23 protein-coding genes and 2 pseudogenes are annotated in these 22,888 nt (G+C 72.2%); 14 read left to right on the forward strand and 11 right to left on the reverse strand.

Annotation, left to right across the window (positions count from 1 at the left end; all coding sequences use genetic code 11):
• From AC3EO4_RS19025 to AC3EO4_RS19040, 4 genes are all read left to right on the forward strand, one after another.
• Positions 1–1,200 carry an RNA polymerase sigma factor gene (locus tag AC3EO4_RS19025; protein ID WP_431896878.1) on the forward strand — a complete coding sequence of 400 codons (1,200 nt, stop codon included), beginning with the start codon at positions 1–3 and terminating at the stop codon, positions 1,198–1,200.
• A 31-nt stretch (positions 1,201–1,231) separates the two neighbouring features.
• Entirely contained in the window at positions 1,232–1,828 is a 597-nt protein-coding gene (locus AC3EO4_RS19030; protein ID WP_431896880.1) for an ArsR/SmtB family transcription factor, read from the forward strand.
• Position 1,829: 1 nt separating this feature from the next.
• The gene (locus AC3EO4_RS19035) at positions 1,830–2,540 is read left to right on the forward strand and encodes an SRPBCC family protein (RefSeq protein ID WP_431896881.1); all 711 of its coding nucleotides are present in this window, start codon (positions 1,830–1,832) and stop codon (positions 2,538–2,540) included.
• Positions 2,541–2,743: 203 nt separating this feature from the next.
• Positions 2,744–3,223 carry a nucleoside deaminase gene (locus AC3EO4_RS19040; protein ID WP_431896883.1) on the forward strand — a complete coding sequence of 160 codons (480 nt, stop codon included), beginning with the start codon at positions 2,744–2,746 and terminating at the stop codon, positions 3,221–3,223.
• 60 nt (positions 3,224–3,283) lie between these two features.
• Here AC3EO4_RS19040 and AC3EO4_RS19045 read toward each other — a convergent pair whose 3' ends face one another.
• Both AC3EO4_RS19045 and AC3EO4_RS19050 read right to left on the reverse strand, forming a co-directional pair.
• The gene (locus AC3EO4_RS19045) at positions 3,284–4,546 is read right to left on the reverse strand and encodes an MFS transporter (RefSeq protein WP_431896885.1); all 1,263 of its coding nucleotides are present in this window, start codon (positions 4,544–4,546) and stop codon (positions 3,284–3,286) included.
• Entirely contained in the window at positions 4,543–5,871 is a 1,329-nt protein-coding gene (locus AC3EO4_RS19050; protein WP_431896886.1) for an MBL fold metallo-hydrolase, read from the reverse strand. The genes AC3EO4_RS19045 and AC3EO4_RS19050 overlap by 4 nt, the downstream gene beginning before the upstream one ends.
• 64 nt (positions 5,872–5,935) lie before the next feature.
• Between AC3EO4_RS19050 and AC3EO4_RS19055 the strand changes: the two genes are divergently transcribed.
• Together AC3EO4_RS19055 and AC3EO4_RS19060 are read left to right on the forward strand one after the other, a co-directional pair.
• On the forward strand, positions 5,936–6,619 hold the full coding sequence (locus AC3EO4_RS19055; protein WP_431896888.1) for an ArsR/SmtB family transcription factor: 684 nt from the start codon (positions 5,936–5,938) through the stop codon (positions 6,617–6,619).
• Between the two features lie 225 nt (positions 6,620–6,844).
• Complete coding sequence (locus AC3EO4_RS19060) at positions 6,845–7,081, forward strand: sulfurtransferase TusA family protein (RefSeq protein ID WP_431896890.1); 237 nt, start codon at positions 6,845–6,847, stop codon at positions 7,079–7,081.
• A gap of 221 nt (positions 7,082–7,302) precedes the next feature.
• Here the strand turns inward: AC3EO4_RS19060 and AC3EO4_RS19065 are convergent, their stop codons facing one another.
• Positions 7,303–8,730, reverse strand: coding sequence for a hypothetical protein (locus AC3EO4_RS19065; protein WP_488186345.1), 1,428 nt, complete (start codon positions 8,728–8,730; stop codon positions 7,303–7,305).
• A gap of 79 nt (positions 8,731–8,809) precedes the next feature.
• On the opposite strand from AC3EO4_RS19065, the gene AC3EO4_RS19070 reads away from it, so the two are divergent.
• The 3 genes from AC3EO4_RS19070 to AC3EO4_RS19080 all read left to right on the forward strand — a co-directional run bounded on the left by AC3EO4_RS19070 (position 8,810) and on the right by AC3EO4_RS19080 (position 12,003).
• On the forward strand, positions 8,810–9,424 hold the full coding sequence (locus AC3EO4_RS19070) for a DUF6461 domain-containing protein (protein ID WP_431896894.1): 615 nt from the start codon (positions 8,810–8,812) through the stop codon (positions 9,422–9,424).
• Positions 9,425–10,636: 1,212 nt separating this feature from the next.
• Positions 10,637–11,068, forward strand: coding sequence for a DNA-binding protein (locus AC3EO4_RS19075; protein WP_379572496.1), 432 nt, complete (start codon positions 10,637–10,639; stop codon positions 11,066–11,068).
• Positions 11,069–11,241: 173 nt separating this feature from the next.
• Positions 11,242–12,003 (forward strand): SDR family NAD(P)-dependent oxidoreductase, encoded by a 762-nt coding sequence (locus AC3EO4_RS19080; RefSeq protein ID WP_379572497.1) that lies wholly within the window; start codon positions 11,242–11,244, stop codon positions 12,001–12,003.
• Positions 12,004–12,084: 81 nt separating this feature from the next.
• Here the strand turns inward: AC3EO4_RS19080 and AC3EO4_RS19085 are convergent, their stop codons facing one another.
• From AC3EO4_RS19085 to AC3EO4_RS19100, 4 genes and pseudogenes are all read right to left on the reverse strand, one after another.
• On the reverse strand, positions 12,085–12,555 hold the full coding sequence (locus AC3EO4_RS19085) for a pyridoxamine 5'-phosphate oxidase family protein (protein WP_379572498.1): 471 nt from the start codon (positions 12,553–12,555) through the stop codon (positions 12,085–12,087).
• Positions 12,556–13,086: 531 nt separating this feature from the next.
• Positions 13,087–13,461, reverse strand: a pseudogene (locus tag AC3EO4_RS19090) (hypothetical protein); the annotation flags it as partial.
• A pseudogene (locus tag AC3EO4_RS19095) lies at positions 13,398–14,642 on the reverse strand (MFS transporter); the annotation flags it as partial. The pseudogenes AC3EO4_RS19090 and AC3EO4_RS19095, both read right to left, overlap by 64 nt.
• A 24-nt stretch (positions 14,643–14,666) precedes the next feature.
• A complete protein-coding gene (locus AC3EO4_RS19100; RefSeq protein WP_379572500.1) occupies positions 14,667–15,431 on the reverse strand; it encodes an SDR family NAD(P)-dependent oxidoreductase in 765 nt (254 codons plus the stop codon).
• 56 nt (positions 15,432–15,487) lie between these two features.
• On the opposite strand from AC3EO4_RS19100, the gene AC3EO4_RS19105 reads away from it, so the two are divergent.
• Positions 15,488–16,468 (forward strand): ArsR/SmtB family transcription factor, encoded by a 981-nt coding sequence (locus AC3EO4_RS19105; protein ID WP_379572501.1) that lies wholly within the window; start codon positions 15,488–15,490, stop codon positions 16,466–16,468.
• 87 nt (positions 16,469–16,555) lie between these two features.
• On the opposite strand, the gene AC3EO4_RS19110 is transcribed toward AC3EO4_RS19105, so the two are convergent.
• Both AC3EO4_RS19110 and AC3EO4_RS19115 read right to left on the reverse strand, forming a co-directional pair.
• The gene (locus tag AC3EO4_RS19110) at positions 16,556–17,500 is read right to left on the reverse strand and encodes an aminoglycoside phosphotransferase family protein (protein ID WP_379572502.1); all 945 of its coding nucleotides are present in this window, start codon (positions 17,498–17,500) and stop codon (positions 16,556–16,558) included.
• 131 nt (positions 17,501–17,631) lie between these two features.
• Positions 17,632–18,537, reverse strand: a complete 906-nt coding sequence (locus AC3EO4_RS19115) for an NmrA/HSCARG family protein (RefSeq protein ID WP_379572503.1) — start codon at positions 18,535–18,537, stop codon at positions 17,632–17,634.
• Between the two features lie 89 nt (positions 18,538–18,626).
• Between AC3EO4_RS19115 and AC3EO4_RS19120 the strand changes: the two genes are divergently transcribed.
• Positions 18,627–19,202 (forward strand): TetR/AcrR family transcriptional regulator, encoded by a 576-nt coding sequence (locus AC3EO4_RS19120; RefSeq protein ID WP_431896898.1) that lies wholly within the window; start codon positions 18,627–18,629, stop codon positions 19,200–19,202.
• A gap of 11 nt (positions 19,203–19,213) precedes the next feature.
• On the opposite strand, the gene AC3EO4_RS19125 is transcribed toward AC3EO4_RS19120, so the two are convergent.
• The gene (locus AC3EO4_RS19125) at positions 19,214–19,792 is read right to left on the reverse strand and encodes a TetR family transcriptional regulator (RefSeq protein WP_431896899.1); all 579 of its coding nucleotides are present in this window, start codon (positions 19,790–19,792) and stop codon (positions 19,214–19,216) included.
• Positions 19,793–19,877: 85 nt separating this feature from the next.
• On the opposite strand from AC3EO4_RS19125, the gene AC3EO4_RS19130 reads away from it, so the two are divergent.
• Positions 19,878–20,609 (forward strand): SDR family NAD(P)-dependent oxidoreductase, encoded by a 732-nt coding sequence (locus AC3EO4_RS19130; RefSeq protein ID WP_431896901.1) that lies wholly within the window; start codon positions 19,878–19,880, stop codon positions 20,607–20,609.
• An 8-nt stretch (positions 20,610–20,617) separates the two neighbouring features.
• Here AC3EO4_RS19130 and AC3EO4_RS19135 read toward each other — a convergent pair whose 3' ends face one another.
• Positions 20,618–21,184 (reverse strand): TetR/AcrR family transcriptional regulator, encoded by a 567-nt coding sequence (locus tag AC3EO4_RS19135; protein WP_379572507.1) that lies wholly within the window; start codon positions 21,182–21,184, stop codon positions 20,618–20,620.
• A gap of 46 nt (positions 21,185–21,230) precedes the next feature.
• Between AC3EO4_RS19135 and AC3EO4_RS19140 the strand changes: the two genes are divergently transcribed.
• Positions 21,231–21,725, forward strand: coding sequence for an FBP domain-containing protein (locus AC3EO4_RS19140; protein WP_379572508.1), 495 nt, complete (start codon positions 21,231–21,233; stop codon positions 21,723–21,725).
• A gap of 12 nt (positions 21,726–21,737) precedes the next feature.
• A complete protein-coding gene (locus AC3EO4_RS19145; RefSeq protein ID WP_431896904.1) occupies positions 21,738–22,883 on the forward strand; it encodes an MFS transporter in 1,146 nt (381 codons plus the stop codon).
• The last annotated feature ends 5 nt before the right edge of the window (positions 22,884–22,888 follow it).

A 22,888-nucleotide genomic window follows, 5' to 3' on the forward strand; every position in this document is an offset into this window, starting at 1 on the left:
GTGTCCGGCATCGAAGACGTCTTCCGCCAGGAGTACGGCCGCGCCGTCTCCGTCCTGGTCCGCTCCTTCGGCGACATCGACCTCGCCGAGGAGGCGGTCCAGGACGCCTTCGCCGAGGCGACCCGGCGCTGGCCGGTGAAGGGGACGCCGCCCAGCCCGGCCGGCTGGATCATCACCACCGCCCGCAACCGCGCCATCGACCGCCTGCGCCGCGAGTCCTCGCGACAGGACCGTCACGCCCAGGCCGCGCTTGTGCGGGCCCCCGACGAGCCCGTGCGGGAGGGGCCGGTGCACGACGACAGGCTCAGGCTCATCTTCACCTGCTGCCACCCTTCGCTCGCGCCGTCCGCGCGGGTGGCGCTCACGCTCCGGCTGCTGGGCGGCCTGAGCACCGGCGAGATCGCCCGGGCCTTCCTGGTGCCCGAGGCGACCATGGCCCAGCGGCTGGTCCGCGCCAAAGGCAAGATCCGCGACGCCGGGATCCCCTACCGCGTGCCCCGCGAGGCGGACCTGCCCGACCGGTTGCCTCCCGTCCTGGCGGTCATCTACCTGATCTTCAACGAGGGGTACGCGGCCAGCGCGGGCGGACGTCTGGTGCGCGAGGAGCTGTGCGCCGAGGCGATCCGCCTGGGCAGGCTGCTGGCCGAGCTCATGCCCGACGAGGGCGAGGTGTGGGGGCTGCTGGCGCTGATGCTGCTGCTGCACTCTCGGCGCGCCGCCCGCGCCGACGCCAACGGCCGGTTGGTACGGCTGGCCGAGCAGGACCGCGCGCTGTGGGATCGCGACCTCGTCGAGGAGGGCCAGGCGATCGTCCGCGCATGCCTGCGCCGCGACCGGCCGGGCCCGTACCAGATCCAGGCGGCGATCAACGCCGTGCACAGCGACGGCTCCGCCACCGACTGGAGGCAGGTCCTGGCACTGTACGACCAGCTGACGGCCATCGCTCCGAGCCCGGTCGTGGCGCTCAACAGGGCGGTGGCGGTGGCCGAGGTGGCGGGGCCCGCGGCAGCGCTGGAGCTGGTCGACGAGCTCGACCTGGGCACTGTCCACCTGTTCCACGCCATCCGCGCCGACCTGCTGCGGCGCCTCGGGCACACCGCGCGGGCCAGGGCGGCCTACGCCGCGGCGATCAGGCTGGCCGGCAACGACGCCGAGCGCGCCTTCCTGCGAGCCCAAGCCGACAGCCTTCCTCATTATTGACAATAAATATTGTCGGTGAGAGGGTGGAGGCATGTTCGACGTGACGGTGATCGAGGACCCCGCGGCCGCCGAGGCCTCGCTGGACCCGATCCGCGCCAGGCTCCTGGCCGAGCTCGCCGACCCCAACTCGGCCACCATGCTGGCCGCGAAGGTCGGCCTCCCACGGCAGAAGATCAACTATCACCTGAAGACACTCGAGAAGCACGGCCTGGTCGAGCTCGTCGAAGAGCGCAGGAAGGGCAACGTCACCGAGCGCGTCATGCGCGCCACCGCCTCCTCCTACGTCATCTCGCCGCGCGCCCTGGCCGGCGTCCAGCCCGATCCCAGCCGCTCGCCCGACCGGCTGTCGGCCCGCTGGCTGCTGGCCGTCGCCGCCCGGCTGGTCAGCGATGTCGGGCTGCTCATCACCGGCGCGGCGAAGGCCCGCAAGCGGGTGGCCACCTTCGCCATCGACGGCCGGATCCGGTTCGCCTCGGCCGCCGACCGCGCCGCCTTCGCCGAGGAACTGGCCAACGCCGTCACCACCCTTGCCAGCAAATATCACGACGAAGCCACCGAAGGCGGGCGCGACCACCGCGTCATCGTCGCCGTCCATCCCAGCGTCGACCAGCACACCCAGGAGTCCTGACATGTCACACGAGTTCGAGCTCCAGCACGAGCTCTCCCTGGACGCGACCCCCGAACAGGTATGGGACGCCATCGCCACAGGGCCCGGCATCGACTCCTGGTTCATGGGCCGCAACCAGATCGAACAGGGCGTCCACCGCACCGCGTTCGGCGGCTACGAGCCCGCCAACACCATCACCGCATGGGAGCCCGGCAAGCGACTGGCCACCAGGGCGCCCGCCGCCGACGACGGACGCTTCATCGCCTACGAGTTCCTCATCGAGGGCCGCTCGGAGGCCAGCACCGTCGTCCGCGTGGTCACCAGCGGCTTCCTGCCGGGCGACGACTGGGAGAACGAGTTCGAGGCCATGACCACCGGCCTGGCGATGTTCTACGCCACCCTCGGCGAGTACCTCACGCACTTCACCGGGCGCACCGCCGTACCGGTGACCGCTTTCGGCTCGGGCGACTACCGCGCCCTGTTCGCCCGCCTCGGCGAGCCGGCCGCCGGCGACCCGATCACCATCACCCCGCCAGGACAGCCGCCCGTCCAGGGCGTCGTCTACTACACCAACGCCCAGACCCTCGGCATCCGCACCGGCGACGCCATGTACCGCTTCGTCAACGGCTTCGGCGGCGGCATCGTCGCCCAGCACCACCTGTTCACCCCCGGCACCGAACCCGACGAGGCCGACCGCGCATGGACCGCGTGGCTGGCCGAGCACGCCTCCTGACACGCCTCCCAGCACCTCCGGCGCCGGGCAACCGACCACGTGTCCGCCGCCGGAGCGTCCGCCACCCTGGCCCCGGCGCGGGGGGCACGCGCCTCACACGTCGGGCCAAGGCCCCACCCTGCTCGCCACGGGCGGTGTGAGCCGCCGCGGACACGGCGCGCGCCTAGCATGGCGGTGAAGATCGTGGCTCCGGGGAGGTCATCATGGTGAACGATGCCGAGATGCGGCATCTGCGCCGCTGCGTGGAACTGGCCGGCGAGGCCCTGGAGGCGGGCGACGAGCCGTTCGGCTCGGTACTCGTCGCCGCTGACGGGACCGTCCTCGGCGAGGGCCACAATCAGGTGGCCTCAGGTGACAGGACCCGCCACCCGGAGTTCGAACTGGCGCGCTGGGCCGCGGCCAACATGAGCCCGGCGGAGCGCGCCGCGGCCACCGTCTTCACCTCCGGCGAGCACTGCCCGATGTGCGCCGCCGCGCACGGCTGGGTCGGTCTCGGCCGGATCGTGTACGTGGCCTCCTCCGAGCAGCTGGCATGCTGGCTCGCCGAGCTCGGGGTGCCCGCCCCTCCCGTACGCACCCTGCCGATCCGGGAGGTGGTCCCCGACGCCGTGGTGGAGGGTCCTGTTCCGGGCCTCGCCGAGCAGGTGCGCGAGCTGCACCGCCGCTTCCACGGCGCGTCCTGAGCACGGGTCACGCCCGCGGCGCTTCGACGATCATTCCCGCGCGGTCAGGGGACAGCATGCTCAGCGGCGCCCCTCGGGGTGGGTCTCGTACATGCGTGCCGCGACCAGCAGGCCGGAGGCGGCGGTCAGCGCGGCCACCGCCCACACCGCCGCGTCCGGCCCCCACATACCGGCGATCGCTCCGGCGAGCAGCGCGCCGACGGCGAACCCGCCGTCACGCCAGAGCCGGTAGACGCCGACAGCGCGGGCCCGCCAGGCAGGGTGGGCGACGTCGCCGATGACGGCCAGCAGCGTGGGGTAGACCAGGGCGGTGCCCGCGCCGAGCAGCACCTGGGCGCCCGCCCACAACGCGAAGCGGTCGCCGGCCGCCACCAGCGCGATCGCCAGAGCCTGCACCAGCATGCCGGTAGTGATCAGGTGCTTGCGGCCGACATGGTCGGACCACCAGCCGGTCACCAGCTGCCCGAGCCCCCACACCGCCGGATACAGCGCCGCGAGCACGCCGATGTCGACCACGCCGAGGCCGCGTGAGGCGAAGATGAGCGGGAAGACGCCCCAGGCGAGGGCATCGTTGAGGTTGTTGACCATCCCCGCCTGGCTGGCCGCCGACAGAGCCTTGTCGCCGACGCTGGTGCGCCAGGCGATCTGGCGTGTGGACGGCTCGCCGGGGTGCGTCGTGACCGGATGGCCCGCGCCCTCCAGCCTGGCGTGCTCGCGGGTCTCGCGCACGATCAGCGTGGACAGTCCCAGCCCGAGGGCGGCGTAGGCGGCCCCCAGCAGGAACGGCGCCGGGCGCAGCCCGTGGGCCGCGGCCAGGTAGCCGGTGGCCAGTGCGGTGACGGCGACCGCGCCGTATCCGGCGGCCTCGTTGAGGCCCATGGCCAGGCCGCGCCGCTCAGGCCCGGCCAGGTCGATCTTCATGATGACGGTGGTCGACCAGGTCAGACCCTGGCTGACGCCCAGCAGCACGTTCGCGGCGACGATCCAGCCCCACACCGGGCCGAGGGCCAGCAGCGCGGGCACCGGCAGCGCGATCAGCCACCCGGCGACCAGCACCGGCTTGCGTCCATAGCGGTCCGACCACGCGCCGGCGAAGAAGTTCGTCACCGCCTTGGTCGCGCCGAAGGCAACGATGTAGGTCAGCCCGGACACCGACGCGGCAAGGCCGAACACCTGATCGGCCAGCAGCGGCAGCATGATCCGTTCTTGGCCGAGCATGCCGCCGACCAGCGCGTTGACCACCACCAGCAGGGTGAACTGGGCCAGGTTGGCGCGCAGTCCGAGCCGTACCGGCGCGCGGGAGGCGGCGCCGCCGGCGCTCACGCCTCTTCCCCCAGCTGCCGCCCGGTGGCATCGGCCCAGTCACCGGGGCCGCCGTCCAGTACGCGCACCCGCCGGTGACCCGCGCGGGCGAGCAGGCTGGCCGCGGTCATCGCGCGCTCGCCGTGCGCGCACATCACCACCACCGGTTCAGCGGGGATCTCCGCCACCCGGGCCGGTAGGTCGCCGAGCTCGACGTGAACCGCGCCTGGCACGTGTCCGGCGGCGTACTCGCTGTCCTGGCGCACATCCAGCACGCTCACGGCACCGACACGGTCTGGGCCGAGCATGGGGATGCTGGACGTCGGCCCGTCCCAGGGCTCGGTGAGCTCACCCGCGCCGGCCTCGTAGCCGATCTTCAGCGCCTGCCCGAGGATCTCGGCGGCATCCTGGTCGGGGTTGCGGACGATGATGTACGGCGTGCCCGGCTCCAGGAGCCAGCCCAGCCAGGAGGCGAACTGCGGACGCAGCGGGATGGAGATGGCGCCCGGGATGTGAGCCGCTGCGAACGCGCGCGCCGGCCGGACGTCGACCAGCACTGCCCCCTCGGCCAGCAGCGCCCGCACCCGGGCCGCGCTCAGCCGCCGCAGGCGCGGCCGCCCGATCAGGGCGGGGCCGAGCCGGTTGGCCTCGGCCAGGCGCAGGAAGTACGGCGGGAAGCTGCCCAGGCCGCTGGTCAACCGCCGCACGAACGTGTCCTCATCGCCTGCCAGCAGCAGCGGGTTGGTGGCCTTCTCCCGTCCGATGGTGGAGGTGCGCTCGGCGCCGGGCGGAGCGGAGCAGAACGAGCCCGCGCCGTGGGTGGGCCACACCTCGACCTCGTCGCTCAGCGCGGCCAGACGACGCAGGGAGCGATACTGGGCGCGGGCCAGCGACTCGGTCCGCTCCGGCCCGGCCAGGTCCGTCCGCGCGGCCGCGCCGACGACGAGCGACCCTCCTGTGAACACCCCCAGCGCGCGCGGACCTGCCAGCAGCAGGAACGACAGGTGCTCGCCGGTGTGGCCGGGAGTGGCCAGCGCCCGCAACGTGAGACCGCCCAGATCGACCTCGTCCCCGTCGTGCAGGGCGACATGCTCGAAGGCCCGCTCCCCTGCGGCCGAGGCCAGCACCCGCGCTCCGTCGCTCGCGGCCAGCTGCGGCGCGCCGGACAGGAAGTCGGCGTGCAGGTGGGTGTCGGCGGCGAACGCCACCCGCAACCCCCGCCGCTCCGCCTCGGAACGCAACGCGCGCAGGTCACGCGAGGCGTCCACCGCCAGCGCCCGCCCATCTCCCAGGTCCACCAGGTAGGCCGAGTTCCCCAGGCCCTCGTCCACGACCGCGATCACCACGATGGCCTCCTCCCGCCCTTGCTATACTCCTACAGTATTCCAAGGATTTATGGAGGAGTGTCCCATGGGCGATTACGCCGCCAAGACCGCGCTGTTCGACGCGTTCGCCTCCGTGGGCAAGGCACTGGCGAGCGGCAAACGGCTCGAGCTGGTGGATCTGCTGGCACAGGGAGAGCGATCGGTGGAGGCGCTCGCCCAGGCCGCCGGGCTCGGGCTGACCACCGCCTCCAACCATCTGCAGGTCCTCAAGCAGGCCGGCCTGGTGGTCACCCGCAAGCACGGCACCAAGGTCTTCTACCGGCTGGCCGGCGACGACGTGGCCGCACTGTGGGCGCTGCTGCGCCAGGTCGGCGCCGTACACCTGGCCGAGGTCGAGCGGGCCCGCGCCGCCTACCTCGGCACCGGCGACGCCGGGACAGTCACTGAAGAAGTCACGCGGGAGCAGCTGCAGGACCGCATCGCCGCCGGCGAGGTGATCCTGGTCGACGTCCGGCCCGGCGAGGAGTACGCCGCAGGACACATCCCCGGAGCCATCTCCGTCCCGCTGGACCAGCTGGTCGACCGGCTGGCCGAACTGCCCGCCGACGGCACCATCGTCGCCTACTGCCGCGGCGCCTACTGCGTGCTGGCCCACGAAGCCGTCCGCGCGCTGACCGCCCGCGGCCGCGATGCCGCCCGGCTGGCCGACGGCATGCTCGAATGGCGGTTGGCCGACCTCCCCGTTGCCGCAGGAGCGACAGCGGCATGAGCCACAGGCAGGTGAACGCCGCCCCCGCGACCCCCGGCCCCGCGGACGGCGACCCCACGAACGGCAACCCCGCGACCCTCGACCCCGCGGATGGCGACCCGCCGGATGGCGACCCGCCGGATGGCGACCCGCCGGATGGCGACCCGCCGGATGGCGACCCGCCGGATGGCGACGACGGCAGTCCGGCCGTGCCGGTGGTGCTGGACGGGGGGCGACGCACGGTGCGTGCTGCTGCTCATCCAGCTGGCCCGTCTCGTGACCGGCCTGGAGGCCGGCACCGTCGTCCACGTGATCGCCACCGACCCGGCCGCGCCGCTTGATCTGCCCGCCTGGTGCCACCTGACCGGCCACCCCTACCTCGGCCCGGTGCCCGGCCGTAACCGGCCGACCTACGCGCTGCAGGTCAGCGGCCAGGCCCGCCCCATGGACCCCGGCGCACCCTGGCGGCGCCCCGGCAGCTGACCGCCAACCCCGCCCGGCAGGCGCTGCCGGTGGCCCATGCACATGCCGCAGAGCGATCGGCCTTCGAGGAGGCTGACCGCAGAAATCAGCGGTGGCGACCTGTGATCTTTCGCCTGTCAGCGGTCTGTGATGAGGGCTTCCAGGGCGGCGGCACCACCACGACGGCGGCGATCGCCAGGCCGGCTGGGGAGCATGGACAACAGCGCGCGCTCGGTGACTCGCTATCGGTAGACCACCGGTTTCGTCTGCTCACCGGGGAACACCATGATCAGCAGCTCCACAGCGCCGTCAGGCGGGTCCGGCACCTGGTAGACGAGCTTGCGCCCGCGCAGGTGCACCCGCACCCGGTATGCCCCGGGCCCCGCGGTCGTCAGGCCGGTCAGGCTCTTTCCGTTGCCGTCGGACAGGGTCAGGGTGCCGCTGGGGCTGTCGTAGTCGACCTCCACCACCTCGTCCCACCCCTTGATCTCCAGCGGCGGTCGCCGGCGGTACGACTCGACGGTGACGCACGCGTGGCCGATCTCGTCGGCCGCCCAGATCGCCAGCCCACCGCGCTCGCTGCCGACCAGCTCTTCGACCAGATCTGGGTCAGCGCCCTCGAATCCCTCCTCCCATCCGAGGATGGTCCAGAACTCGGTCCACATGGTGGCGCGACCCTGCCGTACCGGCTTGATCTTCGGGCGGTGCGGGCGATGCCGGCCGCAGGCCTTGTCCTTCGCCGCGTGGTACGCCGCCTCCTCAGCCTGCTTCCGTGCGCCCTCCTGCTCCTGCCATCGGGCAACTGCCGGGCACAGCGGACCGAGCGCGTGCGCCAGCGGCCCGTGCGGCGCGTCCCGCACGGCCGGCACGCCGGTATCGCCGCCGTGCTGGGTGGCCACACGGCAGAGGTGGTGGCCTTGTGTCACAACCACCCGGTCGGGAGCGTCCTGCCAGCCTTCGATGCCGCCGTCGCCGTAGAAGCTGTTGTAGCCGCGGACCTCGCACAGGAACTTCTTCTCCGCCTCGCTCAGCCTCTTGACCGTGCCGCCGCCGAAGCCGGCGCAGTCGAGCTCGCCCTCTGTGCTCACCTCGCCGGCCGGGGCCGCCTGCGCCGTGACGAGCAGGGTCGCCGTCACGGTCAGGATCGTGGCGGCCGTACGCGCGAGTCGGCCGCGCCTGACGAACGCCCGCCGCGGGACCCGTACCGCGAGCAGGACCAGAACAGGGGGCGCCAGGTGGTAGAGGTCCCAGCCCGCTTGCGAGCTCACCAGCTCCGGCGGCCCCCAGGCGCCCAGGCATTCCGGCCCGAGCGCCCCGTCGAGCGAGAGCAGCAGGAGATCGGGCAGGCGCCGGAGGAGCAGAACCGCGGCCGCGCAGCGGGCGACGACCCTGCCGAGCCGGTCCCGGCCGGTCCGTGCGCCCACGTACCAGCCGGCCAGCGCCAGGACGAGCAGCGGTGCACCGCCGTAGTCCAAGAGCGGGATGTGCGATGTCAGGTGTTCCGGGGTCATCGAGTGAATCTGAGCGCCCGTGCACCGCCCGGAGGACATGTACGCGTAGTACCGGGTGCCGTCGTCTTCCGACAGCAGCGACGAGACCCAGAAGTAAAGGCTGGGAGCGAGCGCGGCCAGCACGGCCGCGGTCCAGAGCATCCATGATCGTCGGGACACGAGAGGGAAGACTAGAGGGTCGGCAGGTCACCATGCGGAACAACGATGAGCGGCTCATCGCACCAGCCCTCTGGTCGACGTGCGCCGCTTCGGCTCCGGCGGGGCGAGGGAGATGAGCTTCGCCGAGCTGACCTCGCAGGTCGGTGACTTCGTCATGGAGACGGGTGGCGGAGAAGGCGGCGGTTACGTCGGGGTTGTAGCGGTGGGTGAGTGGTGTGTGGCGGTCGAGCCGTTGGGCTGGTCGGCGGCGATGGATGAGAGGCTGGCTCGGCTGTCGGCGGGCTCCGAGGTCGTGGCCGTCACCCGGCACGACTACGCGGATGACTACATCGGCTACGCGGTCGACGGCAGCGTGATCACCACTTTCGGGCCGGTCACGCCGGACGATCGCTATGGCGCCGACAAGGACCGGCTCAACCGCCTCATGCGCGAGGTCGGTCTGCCCCCTGATGGGACCGAGGACGACGACGAGTGGGAGGTCAGGCTTGACGATCTGGCGCAGCACGGCCTGGCGCGGGCGTTCGCGCTGGCGGCACGGCTCACCGGCGTGACGTTCACCGCCGGTGAGCTGGACCGGCCGCTGCTCGCAGGCCCGATCGCGGACGCCTGGCGGGGGAACATGACGTCGACCGGCGAGATCCGGCGTCCCCGCAGCTCGACGCCAGGTCATGGCGCGTGTGGTTGTATTCCGTGATCAGTACTGCCAGATGGCGTTGCGACGGTGTCGGGCGGGGTGGACTTCGAAATCATCGATGGCCTCGACGGCGAAAGGGCCATCGATGGTGGCATTGACCCTCTGGCGGATGGCTTCAAGCCTGAGACGCAGGCGTTGGCGCGCCTGACGCTCCTCGGTGCGGGCCCAGTGGGCTACGGACCGGTCCCGGAGATCGGCCCTGGCCCAGGAGTAGACGTCAACCTTGTGGCGGAGAGACATCGGGCGTGGCCGGTGACCGGCTCGCCGTGCCTGCCGCAGGCAGGCGGCACTGTAACGGAGATCAACTATCCTCACCGATCGCCATGGCGTTCCCCTCAGGCCGCTCCCGTCGAGAATCGGACGATCAATGTGATGGGCAGTGTGGGACATGAGGCTCCCTGAGCCGCCAGGTATTTCCTGGCGCACTACTTGAAGCCGGCCGGTCCCGTTGATCGCTGTTGAATCATGGCCGGACCATAACATTGCGGGCGGCGAGGTGGGCGCTCCAGTCCCGTTTGGCGATCTCAGCCCATCGGATGGCGGTGTCGATGTGCGGCCGAGGACGTCGGCCAGGACCGGCGCGGGGATGTCTTCGGCCAGGGCGACGAGGGCGGCGTTGCGGGCCGGGCGGGCGTCGATGCCGTGTTCGAGGAGCTTGCGGCTGAACCCGAACGGGCCGCGGGCCGGCCAGGGACGCGGCCCGCGAACAACCAGGTGGCTGGGATGGCCATGCGGCTGCGATTGACAGGGGCGGCGGTCCGCTGGCGTAGGAGAGCCGCGCGCCGGGGCGGGAGGGGCAGCGGATGGCGGCCGATGTCCAGGCAGGTGCCGTCGTCCTGGTGCGCAGGTGCTCGGCGCGCAGCTGCTCGGCACCGGATCGTGGTCACCTCTCCGGCGCCGAGTTCGGCGATCTCCGCCACCCGGCGCAGTTCCTCGGCCATCACCCGGCCCAAGGCCTTTGTCGGCGCTGTACACAACCGCTCCAGCTCCGAACGGCGCTTACCGTCCGGCACCGCCAGCAACCCGACCAGCGTGGCGCGCATCTGGGCCGACGACCGGCCCGACAGCTGCGCGTGCGGCCGCTCGCTCTCCGCCCGCGCACCTCCCCGACCAGCCGCACCAGCACCGTGATGCCTGGCGGCCGACGCGTGCAAACGAAATGTTCACAACGAATAGTTGACAACCGTTTATGTGCCACGCCATGCTGGTCGCATGTCATCGACCCCCGACCCCTTCACGCCCGCGCATCCAGAACAGACTCGGGCACAGCGCGTCTACGCCTCCCTGCTCCGTATCGCCGAGCGGCACGCCGCGACCGACGAGCAGCGCAGCCGGCAGACCCATCCCTCCGTCCTCGGACCGCACGAAGCCGTCAGGCTCGTGTCGTTCCTGCTCAGCGGTGCCGCACAGCTTGACGACGGCGAGCCCGAGGTGGACAGGGCCGACATCACCGCCGCCCTGAGCCTGATCCCTCTAGCTCGCGGGGAGATGGACGAGCTGGAGGCGGGGCTCCTGCAGATGGCGCGCGGGCGCGGCATGACCTGGCCGGAGATCGCCTTCGGACTCGGCCTCGGCACCCCGCAGGCCGCCAGGCAGCGCTACGAACGACTGATCGACCGCACGACCCCCGACGAGAACGCCTAGCGAGCACACGCTCCGCCCCTGGCCGCCGGGCCGCCCATCTGCTCGGCCACCGGCGGCTTCTCCCACAGCCGAGCGCTGCGCCCCGCGCCGGCCACCGGGAGGACGAGCGACGCAACGCCGCGACAGCACCCGTCTCCTCAGGACCATCGCCGCGAGTGATAGCTTTTCGGCTCGTGTCCGACTACCTGCGCGAACTCTTCTCGCTCCGCGGCCGCACAGCCCTCGTCACCGGCGGCAGCTCCGGCATCGGCTACGCCATCGCCGAAGCCCTCGGCCGCGCGGGCGCGGAGGTCACCATCGTCGCCCGCAGGGAACCCGAGCTGCGGGAGGCCGCCGCCAAGCTCCACGCCCACGGCGTCAAGGCCTCGTGGATCAGCGCCGACCTCGGCCGGCGCGCCGACGTCGACCGCGTGTGCGCGCAGGCGGGCGACATCGACATCCTCGTCAACGACGCGGCCAACAACATCCGCAGGCCCATGTCCGACCTCACCGACGACGACTACGAGCAGACCATCGCGGTCAACCTCACCGCCCCCTACCTCCTCGGCCAGCACGCCTCCCGCCACATGATCGACCAGGGCTGGGGCCGCATCATCAACATCGGCTCCCAGCAGACGGTCAGCGCCTTCGGCAACAGCGGCGTGTACGGCGCCGCCAAGGCGGCCATCGCTGGTCTGACCCGCTCCCAGGCCGAGGCATGGTCGAAGTACGGCGTGCGGGTCAACACCATCATTCCGGGCTTCGTGCTCACGCCCCTCACCGAGCCCGCGCAGTCGATCCCCGGACGCGTCGAGGAGCTCGCCGCCCGCCACATGGTCGGCCGCAACGGCGTGCCCGCCGACTTCGCGGGCGCCGCCGTCTTCCTGGCCGGTGAGGCGGCCGCCTTCATCACGGGCCAGATCCTCTACGTGGACGGCGGCTTCTCCGTCCACTGAGGCGGCTCCTGGTTGCTGATGTCTTGGCTTGGTGCGGCCGGGGTCGTCGACCCCGGCCGGCGCCTTTACAAAGTAGATTTCCTACTTGCGCTTCACCTGCCGGACGCCACGGCCCTCGTGCCACATGTCGATCACCAGCAGGTCGCCTTCGACCCTGGTCCACACCGCCTCCGTCACGTCGACCCTGAACAGGTGCGGTCCCTCGCCCGGCATCTCGAACCTCGCCAGGACCTCGGGGTCGGTGACCTCCAGCGCTCTCCCCGAGAGCTTCGCGTCGCCCGCCCACCGGGACGGGTCGGCCTCGTCAGGCGTGGTCGGACGCGCGTGGAGGGCCATCCGAGGATCGCGCCGCAGGTCCAACGCCTTCATCGCGCCCGGCATCGACCCCAGCCACAGCTCCCCGTCCTTGAAGTCGACCTCCGTACCGCTGATACGCGGCGAGCCGTCCTTCCTGATGGTGGCCAGCGTCTTGTGCTTGTGGGCGTCCAGCAGCCCCCGCACCGTCGCCGCCAGCTCGGGCGCCTGCTTCTCGAACTCCTGCCACGAACTCATACCGACCATCGTGCACCCCGCCACCGACAGTTCCACCCGATCGAATCCCGCGGATCCGCCCAGCCGAACCCTGCGGATGACCGCGTATTCGTGGGCACGACCGAAAAGGTGCGCTCTCCCGGGACGCAGGAGAGCGTGTCCACATCCTCCCCGGGTCGGCCACGGGCCCGGCGTGGCCCCGGCTGCACGACCGACCCGAGCCCTCCCCCGCCACCTCAACGGCGCTCCTCTCCGCCCCATGCCCGGGCATGTACCGCCGCGTGCGCGGAGCCGCCGGCCCTGACGTGAGGGCACGCTCCATCCGAGCCCTGACCGCGCACCGGACAGGCGCGCTATCTGGGGTGCGTGGTGGTGGAGCCCGGGACCGCCGTGGAGCCGGAGGACGAGGCCGAGTCGGAGGACGAGGACGGGGCCGAGCCAGAGGCGGAGGCGGAGGCGGAGGACGAGCCGGAGGCAGGATGGACGGAGGTGGATGCGGCGGCGGTCGGCGCGATCGAGGTCGGCGCGATCGAGGTCGGCGCGATCGAGGTCGGCGCGATCGAGGTCGGCGCGATCGAGGTCGGCGCGATCGAGGTCGGCGCGATCGAGGTGGCCGGGGTGCGAGGGCTGTGTCGGCGGTGGAGGAGGTGGCGCGCCAGGGCCAGCGTGGCGAGTGCCGCGATCAGCGCGCACACACCCTGCCAGCCGAGCCGGGTGAAGGCGCGGGCCGCCAGCCACGAGCCCAGGCCGCCGCCGAGGAACGCGCACGTCATGTACGCGGTGTTCAACCGGCTCCGCGCCTCGGGCCGGAGGGCGAAGATCCGCACCTGGTTCGCGATCATGCCCGACTGCATCGCCACGTCCAGGATGAGCGTGCCCAGCCCCAGGGCGACCAGGCCCGTCACGCCGCCGAGGCCACCCGCCCACAGGACCGCGGCCGACGCGATCACGGCCAGCATGCAGACGAGGTTCACCGTGTCGGAGCCCCGCCGGTCGACCTGGCGGCCCGCGAAGGGGGTGCCGAGCATGGTTGCGATGTTGACCAGGGCGAGCACGCCGACGGCTTGGGCGCCCATGCGGTACGCGGGACTGGTCAGCAGGAGGGCGGCGCCGGTCCAGACGGCGGTGAAGGCCCCGAAGATCGTCGCTTGGTAGAAGCAGGAGCGGCGCAGGTCCGGCTCGCGGCGCAGCAGGCGCAGCGTCTCGGCCAGCAGCGCCGGGTAGCGCTGCCTCGATGGCGGGGTCGTCGCGGGTAGCGCGAAGGCCAGGACCGTCGCCAGGAGCAGGACCGCCGCCGCGGCCGTCAGGTACGGTGCCCGCCAGCCCAGCCATTCGCCGACGCTGCCGCCGAAGGCCCGGGACAGCAACATGCCGCCGATCGAGCCGCTCAACAGTGTGCCGGTGACGGCGCCGCGACGGTCGTCGGGCACCAGCCCCGCCGCCAGAGCGACGACGATCGGCGCGATCACCGTCGTGGCGCCCACGAGCACGCCCGCGCCGACGAGTGGCGGCAGCGCCGGAGCGGCGCCCGCCGCGAGGAGGTTCAGCGCGGTCAGGCCGAGCAGGGTGACGACCAGGGGCCGGTGCGGGAGCCGGTCGCCGAGCGGCACCAGCAGGAAGATCCCGAGCGCGTAGCCGAGCTGTACGGCGGTGACGACCAGGGCGGCCGCGTCAGGCTGTACGCGCAGACCTGAGGCGATCAGGGGGCTGATCGCCTGGGGGAAGTAGAGGTTGCCCACGGCCACGCCGCACGTCACGGCCAGGAGCAGGACCAGGCGGCGGCCCGCGACGGGCTGGGCTTCCACGGGGCCACCGGATGGCTGACGCACACTCACCTCACTTGAGCGAAGACTTCGGTCACGGACCGGCGAAGCGGCAGCCGGGTTCGCACCGCGAAGCATCCCTGCTGGGAACGCCGTGACACAAACCGGCCGCATGGGACAACGAAGGATGAGGGACCCATCTCCGAGAGGGCACCGGACGCGAAATGTCCGGCCGGCGGGCTTGCACGGTGGCGGAGGAGGCCGGTCCTGACACGGCGGCGAGGAGCTTGGTCCAGGACGCGCCGGCTCCACCCACCGGCTGGCACCCGCGCCCTCCGACCGCATGAGGCATGGAGCGGGGGGCGGGGTTCAGTCCACCGGGCCGCCCGCGACGTAGATGACCTGGCCGGAGACGAACCCCGCCTCGGGGCTGACCAGGTAGGAGGCGGTGTGCGCGATGTCCTCGGGCCGGCCGACCCTGCCGACCGGGATGGACTGCGCCGCGCTGCGCTGGTACTCCTCGAAGTCGCGGCCGAGCCGCCGGGCCGAGGCCCTGGTCATGTCGCTCACGACGAAGCCGGGCGCGATGGCGTTGGCGGTGACGCCGTGCCGTCCGAGCTGGAGGGCGAGCGACTTGGTGAAGCCGATCAGGCCGGCTTTCGCGCTCCCGTAGTCGACCCGGGCCGCGTCGCCGACCGCGGAGATGCTCGACATGGTGACGATGCGTCCCCACCCGGCGTCGATCATGTGCCGGCAGACCGCCCTGGTGACGAGGAACGGACCGCGGAGGTTGACACCCAGGACCATGTCCCACTGCTCGGTGGTCATTTCGGCGATGCCGGCGCGGGGGCCGACGCCGGCGTTGTTGACCAGCACCGTCGGCGGCCCCAACTCGGCAGCGACCCGGGCGACGGCGTCGTCGACCAGGCCCTCGTCGGCGACGTCGGCGGCGACCGCGATCGCCGACCCGCCCTCTCTCGTGATCGCCTCGACGGTGTCCGCGCAGTCCGCCTCGTTCAGGTCGATCACCGCCACCGCCAGGCCGTCCCGCGCCAGCCGCCTGGCCACCGCGGCGCCGATGCCGCGTGCCCCGCCTGTGACGATCGCCGTCCGTCCGTGAACTGTAGATGTCATGCGATGAAGTCCACGACACCGAGGCCTTCGCGCCAATTGATGTAGCGTACAGCTTAATGATCAGCTTTGAGCTCGGCGTCGAGGACCTCGCGGACACGCGCTTCGCCGTCTCACCGTTGCACGAGACGGTACGCAGCCTGCGGGTGCTGCGCGACCCCGGCCTGTACGCGTTGCACCTGCCGTGGCGCAGGTCCGTTCTCGGCAGCCTCGACCCGCCGGACGCCGAGCTGCTGATGTCCCTGGTCGGCAGGAAACTCGCCCTTCCCGATTTCCTGACGCCGCGTCCCGCGACCTTCGCCCCGACCATCGAGGAGGGACTGTCCGTCGTACGGCAGGCGCCCCCGCAACTAGTCCGCCGCGATCTGCTGGCCGCTCTGGTCGCGGGGCCGGTTCCCGAGGATGACGCCTCTGCCGCCAGGTTCCGCGACACCGTCTGCGACCTGCTGCAGCGCTTCTGGGAGCTGGCCATCGAACCCGCGTGGCCGCAGATGCGGCTGGTGCTGGAGGCCGACATGACCTACCGCGCGCGGCAGCTGGCCGTGGGCGGCGCGCGCCTGCTGTTCGCCGACATGCACCCGAACCTGCGCTGGCACGACGGGGTGCTGCACATCGACAAGATGGTCGGCAGGCACCGCGTCGCCGCGTCCGGCCGGGGGCTGCTGCTGATGCCGTCCGTGTTCGCCCACAAGCCCGCCCCGCCGGTCAGCCCCGAGGAAGCGCCGCTGCTGGCCTACCCCAGCCGCGGAGTGGCCACGTTGTGGGCCCCGGCGCCGACCCCGGATCCGGCTGCTCTCGCCTCGCTGCTCGGCGCGCCCCGAGCGGGACTGCTCGTGCTGCTCGACGAGCCGCTGCCGACGGTGGAGCTCGCCCGCCGCCTGAGGGTGACCCCGAGCGCCGTCTCCCAGCACCTGCGCGTGCTGTACGCCACGGGTCTGGTCACCAGGAACCGCGACGGACGGCAGGTCCTGTACCGCCGCAGCCCCCTCGGCGAGCAACTCGCCGAGGGGGCCTCGGCGGGCCGGCGACGCGCGGGCTGACCGGCCAGGACGGGAGTGCGCCGGACGGAGTGGCTATGCCGGACGGAGTGGCTATGCCGGACGGAGTGGCTATGCCGGACGGAGTGGCTATGCCGGACGGCGCAGCAGGGCCGTGGCGATGGCGACCTGCGCCGGTTCCAGCGCGGTCCTGCCGTCCTCGATGTCCCACAGGGCGTTCTGCAGCACCCGCCCGAGCGTCCAGCCGGTCGCCCGCCGCCGGTCCAGACCGAGGACCTCGGTCAGCAGGTCGAAGCGGCGGAGCACGGCGCGTGTCACATCGCCCGTCGCCACCACCTCGTCCCACCGGTTGTCCAGCGCAGGAAGCAGCTCGAACCCGGGGTCTCCCGCCAGCGGTTCCGGGTCGATGGCCAGCCAGGGTTCCCGCTCCCCTGCCAGGACGTTGTCGTAGTGCAGGTCCCAGTGCAGCAGGCGGTCGCCGGGTTCGCCGGCCAGCTCGGCCACGGCGGACGCGCAGGTCCGCACCAGCTTCCGCTCTTCCTGGTCGCTCAGCGCCGGTACCGCCTGTGGAGTCCGGTCGAGCATGGCGGCGGCGACGTCGGACAGTCGCCGCAGGCCTTTCGGTGCCGCCACCGAGGTCAGGCGGGCCATCAGCTCGGCCAGGATCCGCATGGCCACGTCGTCGTCGGTCACCGAGGACAGCGTCCTGGAGGCGTCCAGCCGTTCCAGCAACTGGGTGCCGCTGTCCTCGTCGTGGTCGAGCAGGCGCACGATGCCGCCGCCCCGCCACGCGCGCAAGCCGGTGGCGGCTCCCGCGGTCTCCTCGCGGAGCTGCTGGAGCTTGAGGACGGCGGGCGTGCCGTCGGCCTGGAGTACGGGCAGGACGAGCGAGGCCATGCCGTACGCGGCGGGGCCGTCACGCCGTAGTCCCCAGCGGCTCAGGAGATCGTTTGCGAGGCGGGGCAGCCCGGCGAGCCAGGCGCGCGCCTCGGCGCCGTTGGAGCCGTAGGACGCGGCGAACGCGTCGGGGACGTCGATGGAAGTCGACGTGTTCAAGGCAGGAGCCTCCTTCATGTGGTGCGGGGTGGGGACGCGACGATGAAGGAGGTCACGGGGGTGCCCTGATACGGGGCGGGCGTCAAAGCATGCCCCCACCCTAGTGCCTGCCGCAGAGGCCTCGCCGGCCTGATCGAGTCCGGTGGGCCTCACTCCCGCTCGACGTCGTCGAGGTAGGAAGCGATGCGGGCCGCTCCCGACCTGGCCAGCCACGTTCGCAGGTCCATCACCTCCGGGCGCAGCCGGCGCGTCATGGCGAGATCGGCCCGGTAGCCGCGCTCGTTGAGCCATTCGTAGGCGAAGGCGAACTCCTCGTCGACCTCTCTGACCGCCTCGATCGGGATCTCCACGTACGGCAGCGACCGCCCGATCGCCTCCGAGATGGCCGCCGCGATCCGCACCGGCGTCAGCTCGTCCCCCGCCAGGTCGACGGCCCGCCCGATCCACCCGGCGGGCTCGGCGAACGCCATGGCGGCGAAGGCGCCCAGGTCGTCGACGGCCATGACCTGTTGCGGCACGTCGGCCGCGAACGGGGTGGTCACCGTGCCGTCACGCAAGTGGTAGCCGCCGGTGTAGTTCTCCATGAAGGAGACGGGCCGCAGGATCGTGGCGGGCACGCCGAGGGCCGTGATGTGCTGTTCGATCAGCGCCTTGCTCGCCACGTTGCGCGGCAGCCTCTCGCTGCCGTGGCGGCCCGCGCCTGCGACCGAGGTGAAGACCAGGTGCCGTACCCCGGCCGCGCGCGCCGCCTCGGTCACGTTGCGTCCCCAGCGGACCTCCTCCTCCGCCGAGAAGCCCGCCGCCGTTCCGGGGGAGCCGACGGTGGGCTGGACGCTGAACAGTCCGTAGGCCCCTTCGGCCGCCGCGGCCAGGGAGGCCACGTCCGCCATCTCCCCGCGCACGATCCGCGCGCCCGTCTCGGCCAGCGCCTTCGCGGGGGTGCCGTCCGGGTCCCTGGTCATGGCTCGCACGTCCCATCCGGCGGCGAGCAGGTGGGTCGTGACCGCGCGGCCCTGCAGGCCGGTGGCGCCCGCGACCACGATGGATCTCTTCACGATCGAACTCCTCAAACGGGGGGATCCTCCACTTACAGTTCGAGTACGATACGGAGGACCACCCCGTTTAGCAAGCCCACGGAGACCCGATGCCCGAACGGCCTATGCGCGCCGACGCGCGACGCAACTACGAGCGGATCCTCGCCGCGGCCGCCGCGGCCATCGCGCAGGACGGGGCCGAGGCGTCGCTGGAGGAGATCGCGCGGCGCGCGGGCGTCGGCTCGGCCACCCTGCACCGGCACTTCCCCTCCAGGCAGGCGCTGCTGGAGGCCGTCTTCCGCGACAAGGTCGAGACACTGTGCGCCGAGGCCGGGGAACTGGCCGCCGGCCCCGACCCGGGAGGTTCGCTGGCCGTCTGGCTGTGCGCCGTCGTCACGCATGCCGCGTCCAATCGCGGGCTGGCGGCGTCGTTGCTGCGCGGCTCGCTCCAGGGGGACCCGACTCTGGGCGCCACCTGTCACGCACTGATCACGAGCGCGGGGGCACGGCTGCTGGCCCGGGCCGGCGAGGCGGGCGCCGTGCGCGCCGATGTCACGATCGCGGACCTGCTCACGCTCGTCAACGCCATCGCCCTGGCCACCGAGCAGGAGCCCGACGGCGCCGCGCAGGCCGACCGGCTCCTCGACCTCGCCCTGAACGGCGTGCGCCCCAGGCCCACGCCGTAGCGGCACGGGCGTCAGGCGAAACCGGCCACCAGGTCGTCCAGCCCCGACTTCACGCGCTCGGGCGTCACCCCGCACTCCCGCATCCGGTGGGCCAGCAGGGGCGCGGCCAGCGGCGCCAGCAGCGCGTCGGCCAGCACGTAGCCGTCGGCTTCCGGCTCGACCTGCCCGATGAGCATCGACAGGTGCGCGTGGTAGGCGGCGTAGGCGCCGCCGAACCGGGCGAACGGCGAGGCGGTCTCGGCCATCAGCAGCAGGTCCAGTTGTTCCACGGTCCTGTCGGTCAACGCGTGCAGGAACGCGCGCATCCGCTCCAGGGCGCCCGCCCCAGGCCCGAGCGGCGGCGGCCCTTCGATGAAGGCCTCCTGGAACTCTCGCTCCCGCTCGTCGATCAGCGCGTAGGCCAGCCCCGAGCGATCACCGAAGCGCCGGTAGAGCGTGCCGACGCCCACCCCCGCCGCGGCGGCCACGTCCGCCATGGACAACCCCTCGACGCCGTGGGCGGCGACGATGCCGGCGGCGGCGGCGAGGATCTTCACCCGGTTGCGAGCGGCGTCGACGCGCTCGCGCCGCGGGTTCGCGACGGCGTTCACGATCACAGGCTACTGGACCCCTTGCAACCGGAACTAATTCCGGTTTAGGTTGAAGCGGAACGAGTTCCGGATAAAGGGGAGAGTCATGACACGCAAGGTCGCACTCGTGACCGGGGGAAGCCGCGGGATCGGCGCCGCCATCGCCGCCCGGCTGGCCGCCGACGGTGCCGACGTGGTCATCACCTACGCGCGCTCGGCCGATCGCGCCGCCGCCGTCGTCAAGGAGATCGAGGCCGCCGGCATCCGCGGGCTGGCCGTCGAGGCGCAGGCCGCCGACGCCGCCCAGCTGGTCGCCGCCGTCGAGCGCGCGGTCGCCGCCTTCGGCCGGATCGACATCCTGGTCAGCAACGCCGGCATCGCGCCGTACGGGCCGCTGGAGGAGGTGAGGCTCGACGAGGTCGACACGACGCTGGCCGTCCACGCCCGCGCCGCGTTCGTCCTCGCCCAGGCGGCCGCCCGGCACATGCGAAGCGGCGGGCGGATCATCGGCATCGGCAGCAGCCTCGCCGAGCGCGTGCCGTACCCGGGATGGACGCTGTACGCGATGAGCAAGTCGGCGCTCATCGGCCTGACCAAGGGCCTGGCCAGGGACCTGGGACCGCGCGGCATCACGGTCAACCTCGTCCACCCCGGATCGACGGACACCGAGATGAACCCGGCCGACAGCCCCGAGGCGGAGGCCGAGCGCGGCTACACCGCGCTCGGCCGCTACTGCGATCCCGGCGACATCGCCGCCACGGTCGCCCACCTGGCCGGCGAAGGCGGCAGGAACATCACCGGAGCCGCCATCACGGTCGACGCGGGTACCACCGCCTGACCGCCGGATCAGCGGGGCCAGTGCTCCAGCATCACGTGGAGGGCGTCGATCGCGCGCTCCCACGACGTCCCCACGTCGCGAGGGTGCCCGAAGCCGCCGCTCGCCTCAAGGCTCACGAACCCGTGGAAGGCGCTGCGCAGGACCCGCACCGCGTCGGTCATGTCGGGCTCGGTCAGGTCGTAGCCGCGCAGCAGCGCATAGCACGATTCGAAGACGCGCTGGTGCGCCTGCGACTCGGCGACCAGTTCGGGCGGGAGCTGGATCTGTCCTGCGGCGTAGCGCCCTGGATGGGCCAGGGCGAAGTCGCGGTAGGCGTGGGCGAAGGCCACGAGCGCGTCCTTGCCGGCCCTGCCGTCGACCGCGGGCCCGATGCGTTCGGCCATGTCGCGGGCGGCGATCATCGCGACCCTGTGGCGCAGGTCCTGCAGGTTCCTGACGTGGGAGTACAGGCTGGCGTCCTTGACCCCGAACCCGCGTGCCAGTGCCGAGATCGTCACCTTGTCGAAGCCGATCCTGTCGGCCAGGTCGGCCGCGGCGATCGCCACGCGTTCGGTCGTCAGTCCAGCACGCGCCATGAAAACTCCTTTGCCTAATACTCCTAGGCAACTGTAGCGTCGCGGCATGAAGCAACTCACTGAACAGGACATTCGTACGTCGTTCGTCAATTGCTCCAAGGGCGAGGCCAAACGTCTGGCCGTCCCGCGCGATCTCGTCGACTGGCCGTGGGAGGACCTCGACTTCCTGGGCTGGCGCGACCCCGGCGCGCCCGACCGCAGCTACATCGTGGCCGAGCACGCCGGCCGTCTCGTCGGCGTCGCGCTCAGGTTTCCCGCGCAGCAGCGTGCTTTCCTGCAGCGCAGCATGTGCTCCCTGTGCCTGACCACCCATCCGGGCAACGGCGTCTCGCTGATGACCGCCCGCAGGGCGGGCGAGGCAGGACGGCAGAGCAACTCCGTCGGCGTCTACGTCTGCACCGACCTGGCCTGCTCGCTCTACGTGCGCGGCATGAAGACCCCAGACCCCGGCGCCAGGATGGAGGAGTCACTCTCGGTGGAGGAGCAGATCGAGCGCACCAGGACCAAACTGTCCGCCTTCGTCGACAAGGTGCTCGTCTGACAGACTCGCAGAGTGATCGCACGCCGGGCCAGGATCGCCGTCTGCTTCTTCTTCGCCCTGCTCGGCATCGTCTCAGGGGTGTGGGCCGCCCGCATCCCCACGATCAAGCAGTCGCTGCACCTCAGTGACGGCCGGCTCAGCCTGGCCCTCCTGGCCGTCGCCGTCGGCCTGGTGACCGGGATGCAGTTCGCCGGACGCCTCACCGACCGAATCGGCAGCGCCAGGGTGCTCGTCCCGGCGGGGGCGGCCTGCGGCCTCGCGCTGATCCCCGCGGGGTTCGCCCCCGACCTGGCCTTCCTGATCGTCACGCTGTTCGCGTGGGGACTGCTCAACGCCTCGCTCGACGTGTCCATGAACACCCACGCGGTCGAGGTGGAGCGCGTCTACGGCAGGCCGCTGATGTCCTCCTTCCACGGCATGTACAGCGCGGGCGGGCTGCTCGGCGCCGCGGCGGGCGCGCTGACCGCGTGGCTGGAGGTCTCCCCCGGCATCACCTTCGCCCTGGTCACCGTCCCTCTGGCCGCGCTCGCCGTCCTGGCACGAAGCGCGCTGCTGCCCTCCGTGCCGGCCCGCCGCGAGGAGCGCCGCGCCCGGCGGGTCAGGTGGCACGGCAGGGTGGTGTTCATGGGGGCGATGGCGTTCGCGGGGCTGCTCGGCGAGGGGTCGGCGGGCGACTGGAGCGCCGTCTACCTGCACGAGGACCTCGGCGCGGCGACGGGTCTTGCGGCACTCGCGTTCGCGGCCTTCTCCGTCGCGATGACCGCGGGCAGGTTCGCCGGCGACCGGCTCGCGCTGCGCTTCGGACCCGTCGCGCTGGTGCGCTGGTCGGGACTGCTGGCCGCGGCCGGGCTCGGGCTGGCGCTGCTGGCCGCCGAGCCCGTCTGGGCGATCGCCGGGTTCGGCCTGTTCGGCCTGGGCCTGGCGACCATGGTCCCCCAGGTGTTCTCCGCGGCGGGCAACCACGATCGCGCACGGGCCGGCGAGGCGATCGCGCAGGTCGCGACGCTCGGCTACGCCGGGCTCATGCTCGGCCCAGTGATCATCGGTGGCGCGGCCGAGCTGGTCGGCCTGCCACCGGCGCTCGGCATCCCCGTCGCTCTGTGCCTGTTCATGTCGGCGTCGGCGGTGTCCCTGCGTCCGCGAGCGCCGGCGGCGTGACCCAC

The organism is Nonomuraea sp. bgisy101 (assembly GCF_057708945.1).

Coding starts and splice junctions, on each gene's coding strand:
- AC3EO4_RS19130 (WP_431896901.1), top strand. CDS start 19,878: ATGACACGCAAGGTCGCACTCGTGACCGGGGGAAGCCGCGGGATCGGC.
- AC3EO4_RS19120 (WP_431896898.1), top strand. CDS start 18,627: ATGCCCGAACGGCCTATGCGCGCCGACGCGCGACGCAACTACGAGCGG.
- AC3EO4_RS19055 (WP_431896888.1), top strand. CDS start 5,936: ATGGGCGATTACGCCGCCAAGACCGCGCTGTTCGACGCGTTCGCCTCC.
- AC3EO4_RS19040 (WP_431896883.1), top strand. CDS start 2,744: ATGGTGAACGATGCCGAGATGCGGCATCTGCGCCGCTGCGTGGAACTG.
- AC3EO4_RS19135 (WP_379572507.1), bottom strand. CDS start 21,184: ATGGCGCGTGCTGGACTGACGACCGAACGCGTGGCGATCGCCGCGGCC.
- AC3EO4_RS19100 (WP_379572500.1), bottom strand. CDS start 15,431: ATGACATCTACAGTTCACGGACGGACGGCGATCGTCACAGGCGGGGCA.
- AC3EO4_RS19110 (WP_379572502.1), bottom strand. CDS start 17,500: ATGAAGGAGGCTCCTGCCTTGAACACGTCGACTTCCATCGACGTCCCC.
- AC3EO4_RS19030 (WP_431896880.1), top strand. CDS start 1,232: ATGTTCGACGTGACGGTGATCGAGGACCCCGCGGCCGCCGAGGCCTCG.
- AC3EO4_RS19035 (WP_431896881.1), top strand. CDS start 1,830: ATGTCACACGAGTTCGAGCTCCAGCACGAGCTCTCCCTGGACGCGACC.
- AC3EO4_RS19085 (WP_379572498.1), bottom strand. CDS start 12,555: ATGAGTTCGTGGCAGGAGTTCGAGAAGCAGGCGCCCGAGCTGGCGGCG.
- AC3EO4_RS19140 (WP_379572508.1), top strand. CDS start 21,231: ATGAAGCAACTCACTGAACAGGACATTCGTACGTCGTTCGTCAATTGC.
- AC3EO4_RS19105 (WP_379572501.1), top strand. CDS start 15,488: ATGATCAGCTTTGAGCTCGGCGTCGAGGACCTCGCGGACACGCGCTTC.
- AC3EO4_RS19075 (WP_379572496.1), top strand. CDS start 10,637: ATGTCATCGACCCCCGACCCCTTCACGCCCGCGCATCCAGAACAGACT.